Origin of the sequence: Vogesella aquatica, from assembly GCF_028548455.1 — a bacterium.
In the GTDB taxonomy this organism is placed as follows: Bacteria; Pseudomonadota; Gammaproteobacteria; order Burkholderiales; family Chromobacteriaceae; genus Vogesella; species Vogesella aquatica.
In genome coordinates this window covers 55,509-72,931 of record NZ_JAQQLF010000021.1, presented here as the reverse complement: position 1 = coordinate 72,931, position 17,423 = coordinate 55,509, and the positions used below count along the sequence as shown (strand labels likewise).

20 protein-coding genes and 1 tRNA gene are annotated in these 17,423 nt (G+C 61.0%); 14 read left to right on the top strand and 7 right to left on the bottom strand.

All coding sequences use genetic code 11. From position 1 onward, the window contains the following. Positions 1 to 335 precede the first annotated feature (335 nt). Positions 336 to 411 (top strand) — tRNA-Thr (locus PQU95_RS15180). A 53-nt stretch (positions 412 to 464) separates the two neighbouring features. On the opposite strand, the gene fabI is transcribed toward PQU95_RS15180, so the two are convergent. Then, positions 465 to 1,253 carry an enoyl-ACP reductase FabI gene (fabI, locus tag PQU95_RS15175; protein ID WP_272752789.1) on the bottom strand — a complete coding sequence of 263 codons (789 nt, stop codon included), beginning with the start codon at positions 1,251 to 1,253 and terminating at the stop codon, positions 465 to 467. 168 nt (positions 1,254 to 1,421) lie between these two features. Here fabI and trxA point away from each other — a divergent pair, with 168 nt between their 5' ends. From trxA to PQU95_RS15155, 4 genes are all read left to right on the top strand, one after another. After that, on the top strand, positions 1,422 to 1,748 hold the full coding sequence (gene trxA, locus PQU95_RS15170) for a thioredoxin TrxA (RefSeq protein ID WP_017509289.1): 327 nt from the start codon (positions 1,422 to 1,424) through the stop codon (positions 1,746 to 1,748). A gap of 149 nt (positions 1,749 to 1,897) precedes the next feature. Next, complete coding sequence (gene rho / locus PQU95_RS15165) at positions 1,898 to 3,154, top strand: transcription termination factor Rho (protein ID WP_026108016.1); 1,257 nt, start codon at positions 1,898 to 1,900, stop codon at positions 3,152 to 3,154. Between the two features lie 65 nt (positions 3,155 to 3,219). Beyond that, the gene (locus tag PQU95_RS15160) at positions 3,220 to 3,858 is read left to right on the top strand and encodes a trimeric intracellular cation channel family protein (RefSeq protein WP_272752788.1); all 639 of its coding nucleotides are present in this window, start codon (positions 3,220 to 3,222) and stop codon (positions 3,856 to 3,858) included. Between the two features lie 3 nt (positions 3,859 to 3,861). Continuing rightward, positions 3,862 to 4,467 carry a CoA pyrophosphatase gene (locus tag PQU95_RS15155; protein ID WP_272752787.1) on the top strand — a complete coding sequence of 202 codons (606 nt, stop codon included), beginning with the start codon at positions 3,862 to 3,864 and terminating at the stop codon, positions 4,465 to 4,467. A 425-nt stretch (positions 4,468 to 4,892) separates the two neighbouring features. On the opposite strand, the gene nadC is transcribed toward PQU95_RS15155, so the two are convergent. Further along, positions 4,893 to 5,738: a carboxylating nicotinate-nucleotide diphosphorylase gene (nadC, locus tag PQU95_RS15150; protein WP_272752786.1), complete on the bottom strand. Its 846-nt coding sequence runs from the start codon at positions 5,736 to 5,738 to the stop codon at positions 4,893 to 4,895. A 119-nt stretch (positions 5,739 to 5,857) separates the two neighbouring features. Here nadC and PQU95_RS15145 point away from each other — a divergent pair, with 119 nt between their 5' ends. Together PQU95_RS15145 and PQU95_RS15140 are read left to right on the top strand one after the other, a co-directional pair. Further along, complete coding sequence (locus tag PQU95_RS15145; protein WP_272752785.1) at positions 5,858 to 6,517, top strand: energy-coupling factor ABC transporter permease; 660 nt, start codon at positions 5,858 to 5,860, stop codon at positions 6,515 to 6,517. 9 nt (positions 6,518 to 6,526) lie between these two features. Then, positions 6,527 to 6,904: an MAPEG family protein gene (locus tag PQU95_RS15140; protein WP_272752784.1), complete on the top strand. Its 378-nt coding sequence runs from the start codon at positions 6,527 to 6,529 to the stop codon at positions 6,902 to 6,904. A 65-nt stretch (positions 6,905 to 6,969) separates the two neighbouring features. Here the strand turns inward: PQU95_RS15140 and murB are convergent, their stop codons facing one another. The 3 genes from murB to PQU95_RS15125 form a co-directional block, all read right to left on the bottom strand. After that, a complete protein-coding gene (gene murB, locus PQU95_RS15135; RefSeq protein WP_272752783.1) occupies positions 6,970 to 7,998 on the bottom strand; it encodes a UDP-N-acetylmuramate dehydrogenase in 1,029 nt (342 codons plus the stop codon). A 9-nt stretch (positions 7,999 to 8,007) separates the two neighbouring features. Continuing rightward, complete coding sequence (locus PQU95_RS15130) at positions 8,008 to 9,408, bottom strand: MATE family efflux transporter (protein ID WP_272752782.1); 1,401 nt, start codon at positions 9,406 to 9,408, stop codon at positions 8,008 to 8,010. A gap of 82 nt (positions 9,409 to 9,490) precedes the next feature. Continuing rightward, complete coding sequence (locus PQU95_RS15125; protein WP_272752781.1) at positions 9,491 to 9,781, bottom strand: hypothetical protein; 291 nt, start codon at positions 9,779 to 9,781, stop codon at positions 9,491 to 9,493. Between the two features lie 369 nt (positions 9,782 to 10,150). Between PQU95_RS15125 and pcnB the strand changes: the two genes are divergently transcribed. From pcnB to PQU95_RS15090, 7 genes are all read left to right on the top strand, one after another. Then, positions 10,151 to 11,515 carry a polynucleotide adenylyltransferase PcnB gene (gene pcnB, locus PQU95_RS15120; RefSeq protein ID WP_272752780.1) on the top strand — a complete coding sequence of 455 codons (1,365 nt, stop codon included), beginning with the start codon at positions 10,151 to 10,153 and terminating at the stop codon, positions 11,513 to 11,515. Beyond that, positions 11,512 to 11,991, top strand: a complete 480-nt coding sequence (folK, locus tag PQU95_RS15115; RefSeq protein WP_272752779.1) for a 2-amino-4-hydroxy-6-hydroxymethyldihydropteridine diphosphokinase — start codon at positions 11,512 to 11,514, stop codon at positions 11,989 to 11,991. Before pcnB ends, folK begins: the two co-directional genes overlap by 4 nt. A gap of 13 nt (positions 11,992 to 12,004) precedes the next feature. Further along, entirely contained in the window at positions 12,005 to 12,643 is a 639-nt protein-coding gene (locus PQU95_RS15110) for a deoxynucleoside kinase (RefSeq protein WP_272752778.1), read from the top strand. Positions 12,644 to 12,710: 67 nt separating this feature from the next. Then, complete coding sequence (panB, locus tag PQU95_RS15105; protein ID WP_272752777.1) at positions 12,711 to 13,502, top strand: 3-methyl-2-oxobutanoate hydroxymethyltransferase; 792 nt, start codon at positions 12,711 to 12,713, stop codon at positions 13,500 to 13,502. 59 nt (positions 13,503 to 13,561) lie between these two features. Then, on the top strand, positions 13,562 to 14,395 hold the full coding sequence (panC, locus tag PQU95_RS15100) for a pantoate--beta-alanine ligase (protein ID WP_272752776.1): 834 nt from the start codon (positions 13,562 to 13,564) through the stop codon (positions 14,393 to 14,395). 29 nt (positions 14,396 to 14,424) lie between these two features. Further along, positions 14,425 to 14,805 (top strand): aspartate 1-decarboxylase, encoded by a 381-nt coding sequence (panD, locus tag PQU95_RS15095; RefSeq protein ID WP_272752775.1) that lies wholly within the window; start codon positions 14,425 to 14,427, stop codon positions 14,803 to 14,805. A gap of 139 nt (positions 14,806 to 14,944) precedes the next feature. Further along, positions 14,945 to 15,394 (top strand): GFA family protein, encoded by a 450-nt coding sequence (locus PQU95_RS15090; RefSeq protein WP_272752774.1) that lies wholly within the window; start codon positions 14,945 to 14,947, stop codon positions 15,392 to 15,394. Here PQU95_RS15090 and rraA read toward each other — a convergent pair. Next, entirely contained in the window at positions 15,346 to 15,825 is a 480-nt protein-coding gene (gene rraA / locus PQU95_RS15085; protein ID WP_272752772.1) for a ribonuclease E activity regulator RraA, read from the bottom strand. The genes PQU95_RS15090 and rraA overlap by 49 nt on opposite strands. Positions 15,826 to 15,919: 94 nt before the next feature. Beyond that, positions 15,920 to 17,398, bottom strand: coding sequence for a DegQ family serine endoprotease (locus tag PQU95_RS15080; protein WP_272752771.1), 1,479 nt, complete (start codon positions 17,396 to 17,398; stop codon positions 15,920 to 15,922). Positions 17,399 to 17,423: the final 25 nt, after the last annotated feature.

The following is a 17,423-nucleotide window of genomic DNA, read 5'->3' as shown; positions in this document are numbered from 1 at the left end:
ATGATAGTGCAGATACCTGTGTGAAAGTAGGACACCGCCAGACGCCCGATACCGAAGCCCAGCTCAGACGAGCTGGGCTTTGTGCTTTGGTGCGGCGAAAATACCGCGCACCACCCCGCAGCCAACGTTGGCCGCAGCCTGCCGACCCTGACATAAAGCCCGCGAATGCGGGCCTCGTTGTTTCATATCTCAGGCTTTGTTGCTGCGACGTATCGCCAATCTTTGCTGGAAAACGTGCGGGCTTACCAAATTATGTCGTCTGGGTGGGTTGCAGTCTCAAGGCGACGGCAGGTGTCAAGCTGCCTTCGCGGCGCTATAGTTTGTGCTGGTGGTTAGCCGGCATAGCTCAGTTGGTAGAGCAGTGCATTCGTAATGCGAAGGTCGGGGGTTCGATTCCTCTTGCCGGCACCATGCAAGCTGTAAAAAGCCCGATCAGATGATCGGGCTTTTTGTTAGGGGGTGGCTCAGGCCTCTGGGGTGTTTAGCGAGTTGATGCTGAAGCCGGCATCTACGTAGGTGATTTCTCCGGTAATGCCGGATGAGAGATCGGACAGCAAGAAGGCGGCGGTGTTGCCTACTTCTTCGGTAGTAACGTTACGACGCAGGCAGGATTGGCCTGCTGCCATGTTCAGTAACTTGCTGAAGCCCGAGATCCCGGCGGCAGCCAGCGTCTTGATCGGGCCTGCGGAGATGCCGTTGACCCGGATGCCTTCCTTGCCCAGGCTGGCTGCCATGAAACGCACAGAGGCTTCCAGGCTGGCTTTGGCCAGGCCCATTACATTGTAGTTCGGTATGGCGCGTACTGCCCCCAGGTAGGATAGGGTCAACAGGGCGGCACGGCGGCCTTGCATCATCGGGCGTGCAGCTTTGGCCAGTGCGGCAAAGCTGTAGGCAGAAACGTCGTGGGCGGTGTGGAATGCCTCGCGGCTGAGTGCATCCAGGAAATCACCTTCCAGCGCCTCGCGTGGGGCATAGGCAATGGCGTGCACCAGGCCATCCAGCCCATCCCAGTCTTGACCCAAACTGGTGAAAAGCTGGGTGATGTCAGCGTCGTTCTGCACGTCGCAGCGATAAACCATTGTGCTACCGAAATCGGCAGCCATTTCGCGGACACGGTCTTCCAGCTTGTCTACTACGTAGGTGAAGGCAAGCTCGGCGCCTTCGCGATGGCAGGCGTGTGCAATGCCGTAGGCAATGGAGCGGTTCGAGATCATGCCGGTGATCAGAATCTTTTTGCCTTGCAGGAAACCCATGTTCAATCCTTTTCAATCTAAAGCAGCCGTGCATTATAACGGTCAATCGACCGACCGTCTTGTGAAGGCGTGACCGCGCTTGCCTTGCTATTTAGGGTTGATGCAGGGAGGGGGAGTTGTTAACATCGCCTGTAAGCTGATAATCGACACCCAATCGAGAGGAAAACAATGAGCGACCTGATTCTGCACGTGACTGATGATTCGTTTGAGCAACAAGTCCTGAAGGCTGACGCCCCTGTGCTGGTAGATTACTGGGCTGAATGGTGCGGTCCTTGCAAGATGATTGCCCCTATCCTGGATGACGTGGCAAAAGAATACGAAGGCCGTCTGGTGGTTGCCAAGCTGAATATCGACCAAAACGAGGCAACGCCACCCAAATTCGGTATCCGCGGCATTCCTACCCTGATGCTGTTCAAGGGCGGTGAAGTGGCGGCTACCAAGGTTGGTGCGTTGTCCAAGACACAGCTGATCGAGTTCCTGAACGCTCACCTGTAATTGATTGACAGCTAGTGCCTCTTGGACTATCTTCCCAATAGTCCAGTACGCGAGCGGCCTAGGCCGCTCGCTTCATATTTCCCTTCTTTATTTCCTCAGTCTCGGTGCTCTTTGCCGCCTTGTTACATTCTTAGGCTGACCGTACACATATGCATCTATCTGATCTAAAGCGCCAACATGTTAGCGAACTCGTGGAAATGGCTATTTCCAACGAGATTGATGGCGCCAACCGCCTGCGCAAGCAGGACCTGATTTTCGCGTTGCTGAAAAACCAGGCGAAAAAAGGCGAAAGTATTTTTGGTGAAGGTACCTTGGAGGTGTTGCCGGATGGCTTCGGCTTCCTGCGTAGCCCTGATTCGTCCTATCTGGCAGGCCCGGATGATATTTACGTCAGCCCGTCGCAGATTCGCCGCTTTAACCTGCATACCGGCGATACCATCGAAGGCGAGATCCGTACGCCCAAGGAAGGCGAGCGCTATTTTGCCCTGGTGAAGGTAGACAAGGTTAACGGTGGCCCGCCAGAGCAAGCCAAGCACAAGATTTTGTTCGAGAACCTGACGCCGCTGTTCCCGACCGAGCGGCTGCACCTCGAGCGTGATATCAAGGCTGAGGAAAATGTTACCAGCCGCCTGATCGACCTGATTGCCCCTATCGGCAAAGGTCAGCGTGGCCTGCTGGTGGCACCGCCCAAGTCCGGCAAGACGGTGATGCTGAAGCATATTGCCCACGCCATCACCACTAACCACCCGGAAGTGGAAATGATCGTGCTGCTGATCGACGAGCGTCCGGAAGAAGTGACCGAGATGCAGCGTTCGGTGCGCGGTGAAGTGGTATCGTCTACGTTTGACGAGCCGGCTACCCGCCACGTGCAAGTTGCCGAAATGGTGATCGAGAAGGCCAAGCGCCTGGTCGAGCACAAAAAAGACGTGGTGATCCTGCTGGATTCCATTACCCGCCTGGCTCGGGCGTATAACACCGTGATCCCGGCTTCCGGCAAAGTGTTGACCGGTGGTGTGGATTCCAACGCACTGCAGCGCCCCAAGCGTTTCTTTGGTGCGGCGCGTAATATCGAAGAAGGCGGCTCGCTGACCATCATTGCTACCGCGCTGGTGGATACCGGCTCGCGTATGGATGACGTGATCTACGAAGAATTCAAGGGTACCGGTAATATGGAGATCCACCTGGATCGCCGTATGGCCGAAAAGCGCATCTTCCCGGCGATCAATATCAACCGCTCGGGTACCCGCCGCGAAGAGTTGCTGATTCCGCAAGAACAGCTGCAGCGCATCTGGGTGCTGCGCAAGCTGCTGTACCCGATGGACGACCTGGAGGCGATGGAGTTCATGCTGGACAAGCTGCGCGCGACCAAGTCGAACTTGGCCTTCTTTGATTCGATGCGTCGCTAAGCGTACCATCAGGCAAAGTACACAACGCCAGGCCATGCGGTCTGGCGTTTTTCATGGCGATTTGTATGCTGGATTATTTGCTGGATTTTGACGGTTACTCGGTAATCGGTACGGTAGCCTTTGCGGTGTCGGGCTATTTGCTGGGCGTGCGCAAGCACCTGGATTTGCTGGGTATTATCATTGTGACCTTGCTCACGGCCATCGGTGGCGGCGTAATACGGGATATGCTGGTTGGCCGCATGCCGCAGGTGTTTCTGGACAACACCAACCTGATCATTATTGCAATCACCTTGTTGGTCGCCATGGCGTCGCGCTTGCATAAGCGCGAGCACGAGCTGCTGGCCACACTGTTTATCGTGGCGGATTCGATAGGGCTGGTTGCGTTCAGCCTGGCAGGGGCTAAATTGGGAGTGGAGTACCACATCAACGCGTTTGGTGTGATCTTGCTGGGTTTTGTGACTGCCGTAGGTGGCGGTATCGTGCGCGACATGATGGTGAACGATGTGCCGTTCATCCTGCATAAAGATTTTTACGGCACAGTGTCCATTGTGGTGGCCGTGGCGCTATACGTGCTGGCCACGTTGGGGTGGGATCATATTCTGGCGGTGCAGCTGGTTTTTGTCTCCGGTGTGGCATTGCGTCTGGTGGCGCACTGGGGCGAGTTGTCGCTGCCCAAGATTGGCGCAAGTAAAAAAAGAGGCTAAGCCATGTTGCATGCCCGGGGTGAGGAAGAGTTGGCCGCATTGCTGGCCAGGCTATCGCGTGTGCCGCTAGCGGATGATGCGGAAGGGCTGTTGCCCAGAGACGTGGGTAGCAAGCCGGCGGCGGTACTGATTCTGGTGTTATGGCAGCCTGATGGCTGGCATGTCGTATTGACGCGCCGTACCGCCCACTTGCGTAGCCATGCCGGGCAGATCAGCTTTCCTGGCGGGCGGCTGGAAGAAGAGGATGCCAATGCCGCCATGGCGGCGCTGCGCGAGGCGGAGGAGGAGATAGGCCTGCCGGCCAGTGCCGTGCGTGTGGTGGCGCAGATGGGGCAGTATCAAACCATTACCGGCTATGCTGTCACGCCGGTGCTGGGGGTGCTCACGCAGCCGGTGGTGTTCCGGCCATCGCCCGACGAGGTGGATGAGGTGTTTACCCTGCCCTTGTCGCTGGCGCTGGATGCGCGACAATACGAGCGCCATCATTACGAGCGCGACGGCTACCGCGGCCATTATTATTCGCTGACGCACGGCGAGTATTATGTCTGGGGGGCTACGGCAGCCATGCTGCGGCGTTTGGCACTAGCCCACGATCACCAGCCTGCATAAACAAAACCGGCCCTGTGGCTAATGCCAGTCAATTAACGTTGACTGGCATTTTTTGGTTAGGGATTCTGAGAGGCTTGGGTGTCCGCTATGCGGACGCTGTTTATATGCCTGTTCCGCCCGGCAGACGGGAAAGGGGGCGGATTGCCGCCCCCTTTTCATTCCCCCGCAACCCGGGGCTGCTCGAAACCCCGGGCAAAACGGCACGCCCCAGGCGCCGCCAAACTCGCCCCTTGCTAACGGCTCGGGGCTCAAACAAATCGGCGTCTTAAAACCTGGGGCGTACCATTTTGACCGGCTCGCGCCAACGGGATGGGGCGCTTCACTCACGCCCTTCCGCTTGATGACCAAGCACATTTTCTTAACTGACTGGCATTAGGCCCTGTGGCCGGTTTTGTTTTGTGCCGGATGTTTGGTGCTACCGTGGCTCAGGCCTGGCTGAAGCGCATCGACAGGTCGATGGCGCGTACGTCTTTGGTGAGCTTGCCGATGGAGATGCGGTCTACGCCGGTTTCGGCAATGGTGCGCACGGTGCTGAAATCTACGCCGCCGGATGCCTCCAGCAGGGCGCGGCCAGCGCTCAGGCGCACCGCTTCGCGCATGTCGTCCAGCGACATATTGTCCAGCAGTACCAGCGTGCAGCCTGCGGCCAACGCTTCGTTCAGCTCGGCGAGGTTTTCTACTTCTACCTGGATGCTTACCTGTGGCGGGGCCAGCTCGCGTGCGCGTTGCAGCGCCTGCGTGATGCTGCCGGCGGCCATGATGTGGTTTTCCTTGATCAGGATGCCGTCGTACAGGCCGATGCGCTGGTTGACGCCGCCGCCAACGGTAACCGCGTATTTTTGTGCCAGGCGCATGCCGGGCAGGGTTTTGCGGGTATCCAGAATGCGGGCGCGGGTGCCGGCGATCAATTCACTGTAGCGCCGGGTCTCGCTGGCCACGGCAGACAGGGTTTGCAGCAGGTTCAGCGCGGTGCGCTCGGCGGTAAGCAGGGCGCGGGCGGGGCCGCTGATGTGGCATAGCACGGTGTTGGCGGCAACTTGCTGGCCTTCGGCGACTTGCCAGCTTATCTGGCAGCGCGGGTCTACCTGGCGGAAGGCTTCGTCGAACCAGGCTTGCCCGCACACGGTGGCGGCCTCGCGTGCGATCACCGATGCCTTGCCCTGGCTGTCTGCGTCGATCAGTAGCGCGGTCCAGTCCTGCTGGCCAATGTCTTCTGCCAGCGCCTGGCTGATCAGGTTGGCAATGTGGTGGGGGGCGGGCAAGCTAAACATGACAGTCATCCGTTATAAGGTTGGCCGCATTTTACCTGATTGTGCCGGGCTGGGGTTTTTGTGGCGGTGGCGGGCTTTGTTATGATGGCTGGTATATTGCCGAGCAAAATGGAGTAAGCATGAATTTTCTGGCCGGGCAGTTTGCGCTGCCCTGGGTGTGGGGGGCGAATGGCCTGTGGCTGGCCATGCTGCTGCTGAGCGCTAGGCGCGTAGTGTGGCGTGCTTTGCCCGCGCAGGCGGTGTCGGCCTGGTGCGGGGCTTGTGTCGTGCTGATGGGGTTTACGCTGGCCAAAGCTGGCTTGCAGCCTGGTTTGTCGTTTCATTTGCTGGGGGCGACGGTGTTTACCCTGCTGGCCGGGCCGTGGCTAGCCTTGCTGGCGCTATCGCTGGTGCAGCTGGTGCTGGTGGCGGCCGAGCTGATGGACCCATTGGCCATTGGCCTGAATGTGTTGCTGAGCTATGTGCCGGCGGTGTTGCTGACGACCGCCGCGCTGCACTGGGCGCGGCGGCGGCTGGCGCCGAACCTGTTTGTCTATGTATTCGTAAATGCTTTTCTGGCGGGGGCGGCAAGCTTGCTGTTGGCCGCAGCCACCGGTTTGCTGGCGCTGGGGCTGGCGGGGGCGTATCCGGCCGACCATCTGCTAGGCGAAGTATTGCCCTTTTACTTTTTGCTGGCGTGGTCCGAGGCGTTTACCAGCGGCCTGGTAATCGCGATACTGATTGTGTACCGGCCACAATGGGTGGCCACGTTTGACGACCGGCGTTATCTGGTGAACTAGGAGCCTGCCATGCAGTTTGCTTTCTGGGCGGTGTTGATTGCCGCTGTGTTGCCCTTGCTGTTTGCTGCCTTGTCCAAGTCTGGCGGTATGAATAACCACGCCCCGCGTGCCGCGCAGGCGGCGCTGACCGGCTGGCGTTTGCGCGCGCACTGGGCGCAGCAAAACAGCTGGGAGGCTTTCCCGGTGTTTGCTGCGGCGGTGGTAGTGGCGTTTCTGAACCTGGTGTCGCAGGGCAAGATGGATGCGGCAGCGGCGGTATTTTTGCTGGCACGCGTGGCCTATGGCGCGTGCTACCTGGCCGATAAGCCCAGCCTGCGTTCGCTGTCCTGGCTGGTGGGCTACGCGGCGGTGATTTACCTGTTCCTGGCCTCGGCGCATTTGTTGTAAGGCAGGTCCGGATAGCCAAGCGGCCAACCTTGTGGGCAAGGTTGGCCGCTTTTTCATGCGCAGGTTTACAGCACGATGGGTTCCGGGTCCAGCACCACGCCGTATTGCTGGTAAACCGTCTGGCGCACCTTGCTGGCCAGCGCCCACATCTGCGCGCCGCTGGCCTGGCCGTGGTTCACCAGTACCAGTGCCTGCTTGTCGTGCACGGCAGCATCACCGTCACGGTAGCCCTTCAGGCCGGCTTGTTCTATCAGCCAGCCTGCGGCCAACTTCACGCTGCCATCGGCTTGCGGGTAGTGCGGCAGGGTGGGGTGCTGCGCCAGCAGGGCTTCAGCCTGCTCGCGCGGCACGAGGGGGTTCTTGAAAAAGCTGCCGGCGTTACCCAGTACCGCCGGGTCGGGTAGCTTGCTCTGGCGGATGCTGATGACGGCCTGGCTGACCTGCAGTGCCGTCGGTTCGTCGGCGCAGCCCATGGCAGCCAATGCCTTGCCGATGTCGCCGTAGCCGATGCGTGGCTGGAAGGTTTTGTTCAGGCGGAAGCGCACCGCTGTCACCAGGTAGCGCCCGGCCAGCGCCTGCTTGAAGATGCTGTCACGGTAGGCAAAGTGGCAGTCTGCATTGCCCAGCACCACCTCGCTGCCACCGGTGGCCAGGTCGGCGCATACCACTTCGTGAATCAGGTCTTTGACTTCTACGCCATAGGCGCCGATGTTCTGGATAGGGCTGGCGCCCACGGTGCCGGGAATCAGGCTGAGGTTTTCCAGCCCGCTCCAGCCTTGCTGCAAGGTGTATTGCACAAAGTCGTGCCATACCTCGCCGCCGGCGGCCTGTATCAGTACGTGCTGCGCATCTTCAGAGATAAGCTGCACGCCTTTCAGGCAGTTCTGGATGATGACACCCTCGAAGTCCTGGGTGAACAGCATATTGCTGCCGCCGCCCAGCCACAGCAGCGGGCCTTGTTGCACCACCGGCTGTGCCAGCAAGATGGGCAGCTGGGCCAGGTCGGTAAGCTGGCTGAAAAAGGCGGCTTTCACGTTCATGCCGAAGGTGTTGAAGGCACGGATGGGTTGTTCGCGATAAATAACAGGTGTCACGGTATTCTTTCAGGCAGTTTGGCGGTGCAGCCGGCGGCGGCTCTCGCGCGATAGATAGCGTACCAGCAGCAGGCCGGCCAGGCTCAGGCTGATCACCAGTGCCAGCCAGAAACCATGCACGCCCATGGGCAGGCTCAGGCCGGGTAGCGGCAGGTGGCCCAGGCCCAGCAGTGCCCCCAACCCCAGACCGACCAGCCAGAACGACACGATATGAATCACCATGGGCATGGTGGTGATCTTGTAGCCGCGCAGCGCGGCCGAGGCAATGGTTTGCATGGCGTCGGTCAGCTGGTAGAAGGCGGCAAACAGCATCAGCGACATGCCCAGGGTAATCACTGCCGGGTCGCTGCTATAGGTACGCATGATGCTTTCGCGCCCCAACAGTACCCACACCATGGTGAGGCAGGCTAGCGCCACGCCCATGGCCAAGCCTACGCCGCATACGGTGCGTGCACCGCGGTAATCGCCCGCGCCCACGCGCTGGCCCACGCGGATGGTGAGTGCGACGCCGATGCTTTGCGGAATCATGTAAATCACGCTGGAAAAATTCAGCACCGCCTGATGGGTAGCCACTACCGTGGTGCCCAGCTTGGCCACCAGCAGGGCAATAAAGGAAAACAGGCTGACTTCCACAAAAAAGGACAGGCCGATGGGCAGCCCCAGCTTGATAAAGGCAGGAAAACGCTGCCACTGCGGCCAACTGAAGCCGCCGGTCAGGCCGTAAGGCTGGTATGCCTTCTGGTATTTGATGACAGCAAACAGCGCGGCGGCGTTAAACCACATCACCATGCCGGTTGCCCAGCCGCAGCCTGCCCCACCCAGCGCGGGCAGGCCGGCCAGGCCGTGTATCAACGCGTAGTTCAGCGGGATGTTGAGCAGCAGGCCGCAGATGCTCACCAGCATGATGGGGCGGGTATGGTTCAGGCTGGAGCTGAAAGCGTACAGCGCCCGGTGCAAAATGGCCGCCGGCATGCCCATGGCGCTGCCGGTAATGAACAACATGGCTTTGTCTTCTACGCTGGCCGGCAAATCCAGCCATAGCCGCAGCAGCGGCTGGATCGCCAGCATCAGCAACATGCCCAGCACGCCCAGCACCAGGCCAAACCATAAACCCTGGCGTGCGGTGGCACCGATCTGGTGGGTGTCGCCGCGGCCAACTTGCTGCGACAGGATGGGGTTCATGGCCGAGGCAATGCCCATCAGCGTGACATACACGGTAATGAACACGCTGGAGCCCAGCGACACTGCTGCCAGGTCGTCGGTGCTGACGTGACCGGCCATCACAGTGTCGACAAAGCCGGTGGCCACCTGGGCAATCTGTGCCACCATCATCGGCAGCGCCAGCTTGCCCAGGGTGTGGGCTTCCTGCCGCAGCGTGGCGGCGGGGGTTCGGTTCAGATCAAACAGCATGCAAGGTGGCAACGGGTGGGGGTAAAGGCGGCATTATACGGGCGCAGCCCCGGGCCGTGCGGCCAACCTTGCGAACGCTGTGTCAGCCAAAGCGCGCCGGCGGGTCGCGGCGCAGGTGGCAGCTGATCAGCAAGTCGTGCCCGAAGCGGGCATTGATATTGAGCGCTTCGGTCAGGCTGAGGGCGTGGATGGCCAGCGTGCCTTGCTGCAAGGCGATGTCCAGGCCGCGCTCGGTAGCGTAGGCGGCCAGCTCGGTAAGCTTGTGGCGAGTAGCGGGGGTGGCGTTGGCGGTGAGCGAGCCGCTCAGGGCGGGGGCGGTGCAGCGCGGGGTGATGGCAAAATCGGTGTAGCGGTCTTCTTGGCAGTCGTACATGGCAGTCTCCGTAGCGTGTTGCGCGCCCGGCTGGCCGAGCGACGCTTTAGCAGAATTTCGAAAGCGCCCTGCAAGTTGTCGATTAACTCGGCGCGTAAAACGGTCGTGTGGCCTGGCTGCCTGCCAAAGAAAAACCCGCTGCAGCAATAAAGCGGTCAGCGGGTGGTCTGCACGCTTTAGCTGGTATTTATCGGGCGCCCCGCAAGCAGTAACAAATCGGCGCAGGGTCGAAATTAGAGCAGTCTATCGAGACTGTCAAGTGCCGTCTTGGCACAATGCTGGAGAATGCGCAGAATATCGGGCTATAATCCCCCGCTTGAATCCGGGTAGCGACCGCTGCCTCCCACCTTCTTCCAGATACTGTTCCTGATGATTCGCAAACTGATCAGCCGCGTTTTCGACCTGCCAACCGGCATCGGCCGCAACAAACCCAAGCCGCGTGTGCTATCGCTGGCACAGCACGGCGTGCGCCGCGATGCCCTCAGCCATGCTGCCTTGCGTGTGGTATCGCGGCTGCAAGAATCCGGCCACAGTGCCTTTGTGGTAGGCGGGGCGGTGCGCGACTTGCTGCTGGGCGTATCGCCCAAGGATTTTGACGTGGCCACCAGTGCCACGCCGGAAGAGGTGCACCATATATTCCGCCGCTCGCGCATTATCGGTCGCCGCTTCCGCATTGTGCACGTGATGATGGGCCCCGAAACCATCGAGGTGACGACCTTCCGCGGTGGGGAGGCGGGCAAGACCAATGAAACCGGCCGCATCATGGCGGACAACACTTACGGTAACCAGTCCGAAGACGCCTTGCGCCGCGACTTTACCGTGAATGCACTGTTCTATAACCCCACCGATGAAACCATCATCGACTATCACCATGGGGTAAAAGACCTGCAGGCGAAAAAGCTGGTGATGATCGGCCAGCCGGCGCGCCGCTACCAGGAAGACCCGGTGCGCATGCTGCGTGCCGTGCGCCTGGCGGCCAAGCTGGGTTTCGAGATCGACGAACACACGCGCAAGCCGATTGCCTCGCACGCCCATCTGCTGAAAAACGAGCCGCCTGCGCGGCTGTTTGACGAGCTGCTCAAGCTGCTGCATTCCGGCCACGCCTACGCTTGCCTGAAAAAGCTGCGTGACGAGGGGCTGTCGCGCGGTATTTTCCCGCTGCTGGACGCCGTGATGGACGAAGAGGGCGGCGAAGCCTTCCTGAAGCTGGCGCTGGCCAGCACCGACGAGCGCATTCGTGCCGACAAGCCGGTGTCGGTAGGCTTCATGTTGGCCGCATTGCTGTGGGCACAGGTAAACAACCGCTGGAAAGCCCGCACTGCCGATGGCGAGAAATCCATTGCCGCGCTGATGGAGGCCATGGCCGAAGTCGAATCGCTGCAGGATGAAGACTTTGCCATCCCGCGCCGCTTCTCCGCCACCATGCGCGAGATCTGGGCGCTACAGCCGCGCTTTGACAACCGCAACGGGGCCCGCCCGTTCCGTTTCCTGGAGCAGCCGCGCTTCCGTGCTGCCTTCGATTTCTATTGCCTGCGCGCCGAAGTCGGCGACGTGCCCCGCGAGATGGTGCAGTGGTGGGCCGAGTTCCAGCACGCCGACCACGCTGACCGCCAGCTGCTGGTAGAAGAAGCCCGCCATGCGCCGCCAGCCGCCAATGGCGACAGTGCCGAGCGCAAGAAGCGCCGCCGTCGTCGCAAACCCAATGCCCGCCCCACCGAAGGTAGTGCCGAGTGAGCCGTGCCGTTATTGCGCTAGGCAGTAACCTGGAAAACCCGGTGCAGCAAGTGGAGGCCGCGCTGGCTGCTATTGCCGCGCTGCCCGGCGTGGCCTTGCTGCGCCGTTCTTCCTGCTATCAGACAGCGCCAGTAGGCTATGCCGACCAGCCGGACTTCATCAATGCCGTGTGCGAGGTGGAAACCACGCTGGCGCCGCAGGCGCTGTTGGCCGCATTGCTGGAGGTCGAGCAGACTTTTGGCCGCGTGCGCACCTTCCGCAACGCCCCGCGCGTACTGGACCTGGACCTGCTGCTGGTAGAGGGCGTGGTGCTGGACACCGCCTTTCTGACCCTGCCGCACCCGCGTATGCATCAGCGCGCATTTGTGATGCTGCCGCTGGCGGAAATGGCCGCCGATATGCAGGTGGGCGCGCACGGTGCTGCGGCGGATATTGCTGCCGGCCTGGACCCGGCGGGCGTAAAACGTTTGGCTTAGACAGGAGCTAGCTATGTCGAATTTGCGATATGTGGTGGTAGAAGGCCCGATAGCGTGCGGTAAATCGCAGCTGGCACGCCGCCTGGCGGACTATTGGCAAATCCGCCTGTTGGCGGAGGACGCAGAGCAGAACCCGTTTCTGGAGCGTTTTTACCGTCACCCGCCGTACCACGCATTTTCTACCCAGCTGAGCTTTCTGATGCAGCGCGCCGATGCGGCGCAAGCCATGCTGCACGGCGATATGCTGGCGGCGCCCTTGGTATCCGACTTCCTGTTCGACAAGGACGCCATGTTCGCGGCGCAGACGCTGGATAAAGACGAGCTGGCGCTGTACCAGCGCATCGTGCAGCGCTTCCTGCCCGAGCACCCGGTACCCGACCTGGTCATTTACCTGCAGGCATCACCCGAAACCGTCAGCAAAAGGTTGGCCGCACGTGCCGCCGCTGGCGAAGTGATTGCGATGCCGGAAGGCTATGTGCAGCGCATGCACGAAGCCTACAGTACCTTTTTTCACGCCTACGAGGCGGCTCCGCTCCTGATCGTCAACACCGACCATCTTGATCTGGTTGAAGGTGAAGAAGATTTCGGGCTATTGTTGCGCTGCATCAGCGAGATGCGTGGCCAGCGCAGTTACTTCAACAAGGGCATATAAAGCCCTGGGCGCGCCCGGCCACAAGCTGGACAACGCGCAACCGGAAGAAGCAACAAGGATAAAAGACATGAAAGTCACCGTTAACACCCTGCACAGCATGGCGGCCGAGGGGCAAAAAATCGCCATGATGACCTGCTACGACGCCAGCTTTGCCAGCCTGCTCGATAGCGCCGGGGTCGATATCATGCTGATCGGCGATTCGCTGGGCATGGTGATCCGCGGGGAAGGTTCCACCCTGCCTGTCTCCATGGACGAAATGGCCTACCACACCCGCTGTGTGGCCCGCGGCAGCCAGCGCGCCCTGATTCTGGCCGACCTGCCGTTTGGTGCCTATCAGGAAAGCCCGGCGCAAGCTTTTGCCAGCTCGGCACGCCTGATGCAGGCCGGTGCCCACATGGTGAAGCTCGAAGGCGGTGCCTTCATGGCTGATACCGTACGCTTCCTGGTGCAGCGCGGCGTGCCGGTATGCGCCCATATCGGCCTTACCCCGCAGTTCGTCAACGCTTTTGGTGGCTACAAGGTACAGGGCAAGAGCGAGAGCGACGCCGAGCGTATTGTCGAGGAAGCGCGCATTCTGGCCGAGGCCGGTGCCAGCATGGTGCTGATGGAGTGCGTGCCTGCCGCGCTGGCCAAGCGCGTTACCGAGAGCATCAGCGTGCCGACCATCGGCATTGGTGCCGGCCCGGATGTGTCCGGCCAGGTGCTGGTACTGCACGACGTGCTGGGCGTGTTCCCGGGCAAGAAAGCCCGTTTCGTGAAGAACTTCATGGATGAGGCGCAAAGCATCCAGGGCGCCGTCGGTGCCTATGTCAGCGCGGTCAAGGACGGCAGCTTCCCGGCGCCCGAGCACTGTTTCTGAGTTACACGCCAGGGCCCGTGCCGCAGCGCCGGGCCATGAGCCCTCACTGAGTGAGTACCATGCAAATCATTCGTAGCATCGCCCAGCTGCGCGCCTGGCGCAAAACCGCTGGCCGCCTGGCTTTTGTCCCCACCATGGGCAACCTGCACGCCGGCCATCTGGCCCTGGTAGAAGCAGCCCGCCAGCATGCAGACAAAGTGGTAGTCAGCATTTTTGTTAACCGCCTGCAGTTTGGCCAGGGCGAAGACTTCGACGCCTACCCGCGCACCTTCGAGGCCGACTGTGCCAAGCTGGAAGCCGCCGGTGTGGACGTGCTGTTCTTCCCGGACGAGCGCGAGCTGTACCCGCGCATCAAGCAAGACTTCAACGTAGAGCCACCGCATATCCAGAACGAGCTGTGCGGTGCCTTCCGCCCCGGCCACTTCCGTGGCGTTGCCACCGTGGTGAGCAAGCTGTTCAACATCGTGCAGGCTGACGTGGCCTGTTTCGGCAAGAAAGACTTCCAGCAGCTGCACGTGATCCGTGCCATGGTGGACGACCTGAACATGCCGATCGAGATCGTGCCGGTAGACACCGGCCGTGCCGACGATGGCCTGGCGCTGTCGTCGCGCAATGGCTACCTGAGCGCCGAAGAGCGCGCCGAGGCGCCGCGCCTGTACCGCCATCTGTCTGCCATCCGCGATGCGCTGCTGGCCGGTGACAACCGTTACGCGGTGCTGGAAAAAGCTGCCGCCGACGACCTGGCCGCGCACGGCTGGCGTGTGGACTATATCGAGGTGCGCCAGGCCGACACGCTGGAAGTCGCCCACGCCGGCGAGCCACGCCTGGTGGTGCTAGCCGCTGCCCGCCTGGGCCGTACCCGCCTGATCGACAATATCGAAGTAACGCGCTGATCTAGCAGCGCCAGTAACAGGAAAAAACCATGCAGCGTTCCATGCTGAAATCCAAGCTTCACCGTGTTACCACTACCCATGCCGAGCTGCATTACATTGGCTCGTGCGCGATCGACGAAAACCTGCTGGAAGCGGCAGACATTCGCGAGTACGAAGAAATCCAGATCTGGAACGTGACCAATGGCGAGCGCTTTGCCACCTACGCCATCCGCGCCGAGCGTGGCTCGGGTACCATTTCGGTAAATGGCTCGGCCGCGCGCCGCGCTGCCCCGGGCGACCTGCTGATCATCGCCAGCTTTGCCGCCTATGAGGACAGCGAGCTGGCCGGCCACAGCCCCAAGCTGGTGTTTGTGGATGAGAAGAACACTATCACCGAAGTAAAAGGCGCGACGCCGGTACAGCCTGCCTAAGGTTGGCCGCACATAAGGAAAAGACAGCCAGTGGCTGTCTTTTTTTTTGGGCATTAATTTATTGCACTGCGTCACTGTTACTGGCGTGCCAGCTTGGCTATAGTGCAAAGTGAGTGATTTCTATGGAAAGGTGGCGGCTATGCAGGGACGATGCTTGTGCGGTGCGGTAAGTTACCGTTTTCGCGGCCAACCTTACCATGTCACCCATTGCCACTGCGCGTCGTGCCGCAAGGCCAGTGGTGCGCCCTTTGTTACCTGGTTCACCGTGCGCAGTATCGATCTGCAATGGCAGGGCGAGTTGCGCCTGTACCATTCGTCGCTGGGAGTGAAGCGTGGTTTTTGTCCGCAGTGCGGTACTACGCTGAGCTACCGCCACGAAGCCTCGCCGGACGAGATCGACATCACGGCGGCCACGCTGGATCAGCCCGAGCTGCTGGCGCCGGAAGACCATACCTGGGCCGACCAGATGCTGCTGTGGGTGCGCGACAGCCTGTCCCCGCTGCTGCCGGCGCACCCGCGTCACCGCCAGGCGCAGCCTTATCAGAGCAAGGCGACAGCCGAGAGCAGCACGCCGTCTTCATCGGCGTAGAGCCAGTGGCCTGGGGTGAAGTCCACACCGGCAAAGTTCAGCACCAGGTTCCGTGTGCCTTCGTTGCGTTTTACCGACTTTTTCGGGTTGGTATCCAGCGCGCGTACGCCTAGCGGTAGCGCACCGATGGCGACCGAGTCGCGAATGCAGCCGTAGATCACCACGCCTTCCCATTGGTTTTTCACCGCCAGCTCGGCAATCTGGTCGCCCAGCAGGGCGCAGCGCTTCGAGCCGCCGCCGTCTACCACCAGCACCTTGCCCGCGCCGGGCTCGGCCAGCATCTCGCGTACCAGGGTGTTGTCTTCGTACAGCTTCAGGGTCACGATTTGCCCGCTAAAGCGCGGCTTGCCGCCGTAGCTCTTCAGCATGGGCTCCAGCACGGCTACGCGGCCTTCGTGGGCGTCGTACAGGTCGGTTGTCAGAAAGCTCATGGATTCTCCTTTGTTTCAAGCGCCGCCGGGAGGTTGGCCGTATAGTCGGCCATACCGTACCGGCGTAAAAAAGCCGCCTGGCGGCGGCTGGAAATCAGTTCATGCGTAGCGGCACAAACAGCGTGCTGTCGCCACGTCTCACCAGCAGGGCAATATTGCCGCGGGCGTCGTTCAGGGCTTTTTCGAAGCCTTTTACCGTGGTGACCTCTACCTGGTTCAGGCCGATGATGATGTCACCATGCTGCAGGCCGGCACGGGCGGACAGGCCCTGCACCTTTTGCACAAACAGCCCGCCACGGATGCCCAGCTCCTGCTTGTCGCTGGCGCTCAGCTCGGATAGCGTCAGGCCCAGCTTGCCGAACTGGTAGCTTTGCGGCACGGCCGGCTGGCTTTGCTCTGGCGAGGCCTGGGCTTGCTCGGGGGCCAGCTCGGCCAGGGTGGCATCGATATTCTGCTCTTTGCCTTTGCGCCATACACCCAGCTTGATCTGCGCACCTGGCGGCTGGTCGCCCACCATGCGCGGCAGGTCGCGCGAGCTTTCCACGTTCTGGCCGTTCAGGCGCAGGATGATGTCACCAATCTGCACGCCGGCGCGGCTGGCTGGGCCGGACGGCTCCACGCGTACCACCAGTGCACCACGGGCACGGTCCAGCCCGAAGGACTGCGCCAGCTCTTGCGACACTTCCTGGATATGTACGCCCAGCTGGCCACGGCTTACTTTGCCTTTGGCTTTGAGCTGGTCGGCGACCTTCATTGCCAGGTCGATCGGAATGGCAAACGAGATCCCCATGAAACCGCCGCTGCGGCTGTAGATCTGCGAGTTGATGCCGATTACTTCGCCTTTCAGGTTGAACAGCGGGCCGCCGGAGTTACCCGGGTTGATGGCTACGTCGGTCTGGATGAAGGGCACATAGCTTTCGTCCGGCAGGCTGCGGCCTTTGGCCGATACGATGCCGGCGGTAACGGTGTTTTCAAAGCCGAATGGCGCACCGATGGCGGCTACCCACTCGCCCACTTTCAGCTCGTCTGGCGTGCCGGTTTTGACCGTGGGCAGGTTGGCCGCGTCGATCTTCAGCACGGCCACGTCGGTGCGTTTATCCAGGCCTACCAGCTTGGCGCGCATTTCGCGCTTGTCGGTGAGCATGACCTTGATCTGGCTGCTGCCGGTAACGACGTGGGCGTTGGTCAGGATGTAGCCGTCATCGGTGATGATGAAGCCGCTACCGAAAGATACGCTTTCCGAAGGCTGCGGGGTTTCCTGCTGCTGGTTCGGGTTGGGCATGTAGCGGCGGAAGAATTCGTAGAACGGGTCGTCTTCCGGTACCGGGTAGGGGTTGTCGCTCTGGCTGGCGCGCGCTTCGGCGCGCATGGCCTGGATATTGACTACTGCCGGGCCTTCGCGCTCTACCAGCTGGGTAAAGTCGGGCAGCAACATGGCCACGCTGCCGTCGGCCTTGGCCGGTACGGCCACGGGCGCGCCCTTGTCGTCCTTGAACAGTGCTTCGATTTTGCCGCAACCCCCTACAGACAGGGCGACAGCGGTGATGAGGGCCAAGCGTGTGCAGGCGTTCACCTGGGCAATCCTTTTAGATTCGTTT

Excerpts from the sequence above, each read along its gene's own strand:
- fabI (WP_272752789.1), bottom strand. The coding sequence starts at position 1,253 with ATGGGTTTCCTGCAAGGCAAAAAGATTCTGATCACCGGCATGATCTCG.
- trxA (WP_017509289.1), top strand. The coding sequence starts at position 1,422 with ATGAGCGACCTGATTCTGCACGTGACTGATGATTCGTTTGAGCAACAA.
- rho (WP_026108016.1), top strand. The coding sequence starts at position 1,898 with ATGCATCTATCTGATCTAAAGCGCCAACATGTTAGCGAACTCGTGGAA.
- PQU95_RS15160 (WP_272752788.1), top strand. The coding sequence starts at position 3,220 with ATGCTGGATTATTTGCTGGATTTTGACGGTTACTCGGTAATCGGTACG.
- PQU95_RS15155 (WP_272752787.1), top strand. The coding sequence starts at position 3,862 with ATGTTGCATGCCCGGGGTGAGGAAGAGTTGGCCGCATTGCTGGCCAGG.
- nadC (WP_272752786.1), bottom strand. The coding sequence starts at position 5,738 with ATGTTTAGCTTGCCCGCCCCCCACCACATTGCCAACCTGATCAGCCAG.
- PQU95_RS15145 (WP_272752785.1), top strand. The coding sequence starts at position 5,858 with ATGAATTTTCTGGCCGGGCAGTTTGCGCTGCCCTGGGTGTGGGGGGCG.
- PQU95_RS15140 (WP_272752784.1), top strand. The coding sequence starts at position 6,527 with ATGCAGTTTGCTTTCTGGGCGGTGTTGATTGCCGCTGTGTTGCCCTTG.
- PQU95_RS15130 (WP_272752782.1), bottom strand. The coding sequence starts at position 9,408 with ATGCTGTTTGATCTGAACCGAACCCCCGCCGCCACGCTGCGGCAGGAA.
- PQU95_RS15125 (WP_272752781.1), bottom strand. The coding sequence starts at position 9,781 with ATGTACGACTGCCAAGAAGACCGCTACACCGATTTTGCCATCACCCCG.
- pcnB (WP_272752780.1), top strand. The coding sequence starts at position 10,151 with ATGATTCGCAAACTGATCAGCCGCGTTTTCGACCTGCCAACCGGCATC.
- PQU95_RS15110 (WP_272752778.1), top strand. The coding sequence starts at position 12,005 with ATGTCGAATTTGCGATATGTGGTGGTAGAAGGCCCGATAGCGTGCGGT.
- panB (WP_272752777.1), top strand. The coding sequence starts at position 12,711 with ATGAAAGTCACCGTTAACACCCTGCACAGCATGGCGGCCGAGGGGCAA.
- panC (WP_272752776.1), top strand. The coding sequence starts at position 13,562 with ATGCAAATCATTCGTAGCATCGCCCAGCTGCGCGCCTGGCGCAAAACC.
- panD (WP_272752775.1), top strand. The coding sequence starts at position 14,425 with ATGCAGCGTTCCATGCTGAAATCCAAGCTTCACCGTGTTACCACTACC.
- PQU95_RS15090 (WP_272752774.1), top strand. The coding sequence starts at position 14,945 with ATGCAGGGACGATGCTTGTGCGGTGCGGTAAGTTACCGTTTTCGCGGC.
- rraA (WP_272752772.1), bottom strand. The coding sequence starts at position 15,825 with ATGAGCTTTCTGACAACCGACCTGTACGACGCCCACGAAGGCCGCGTA.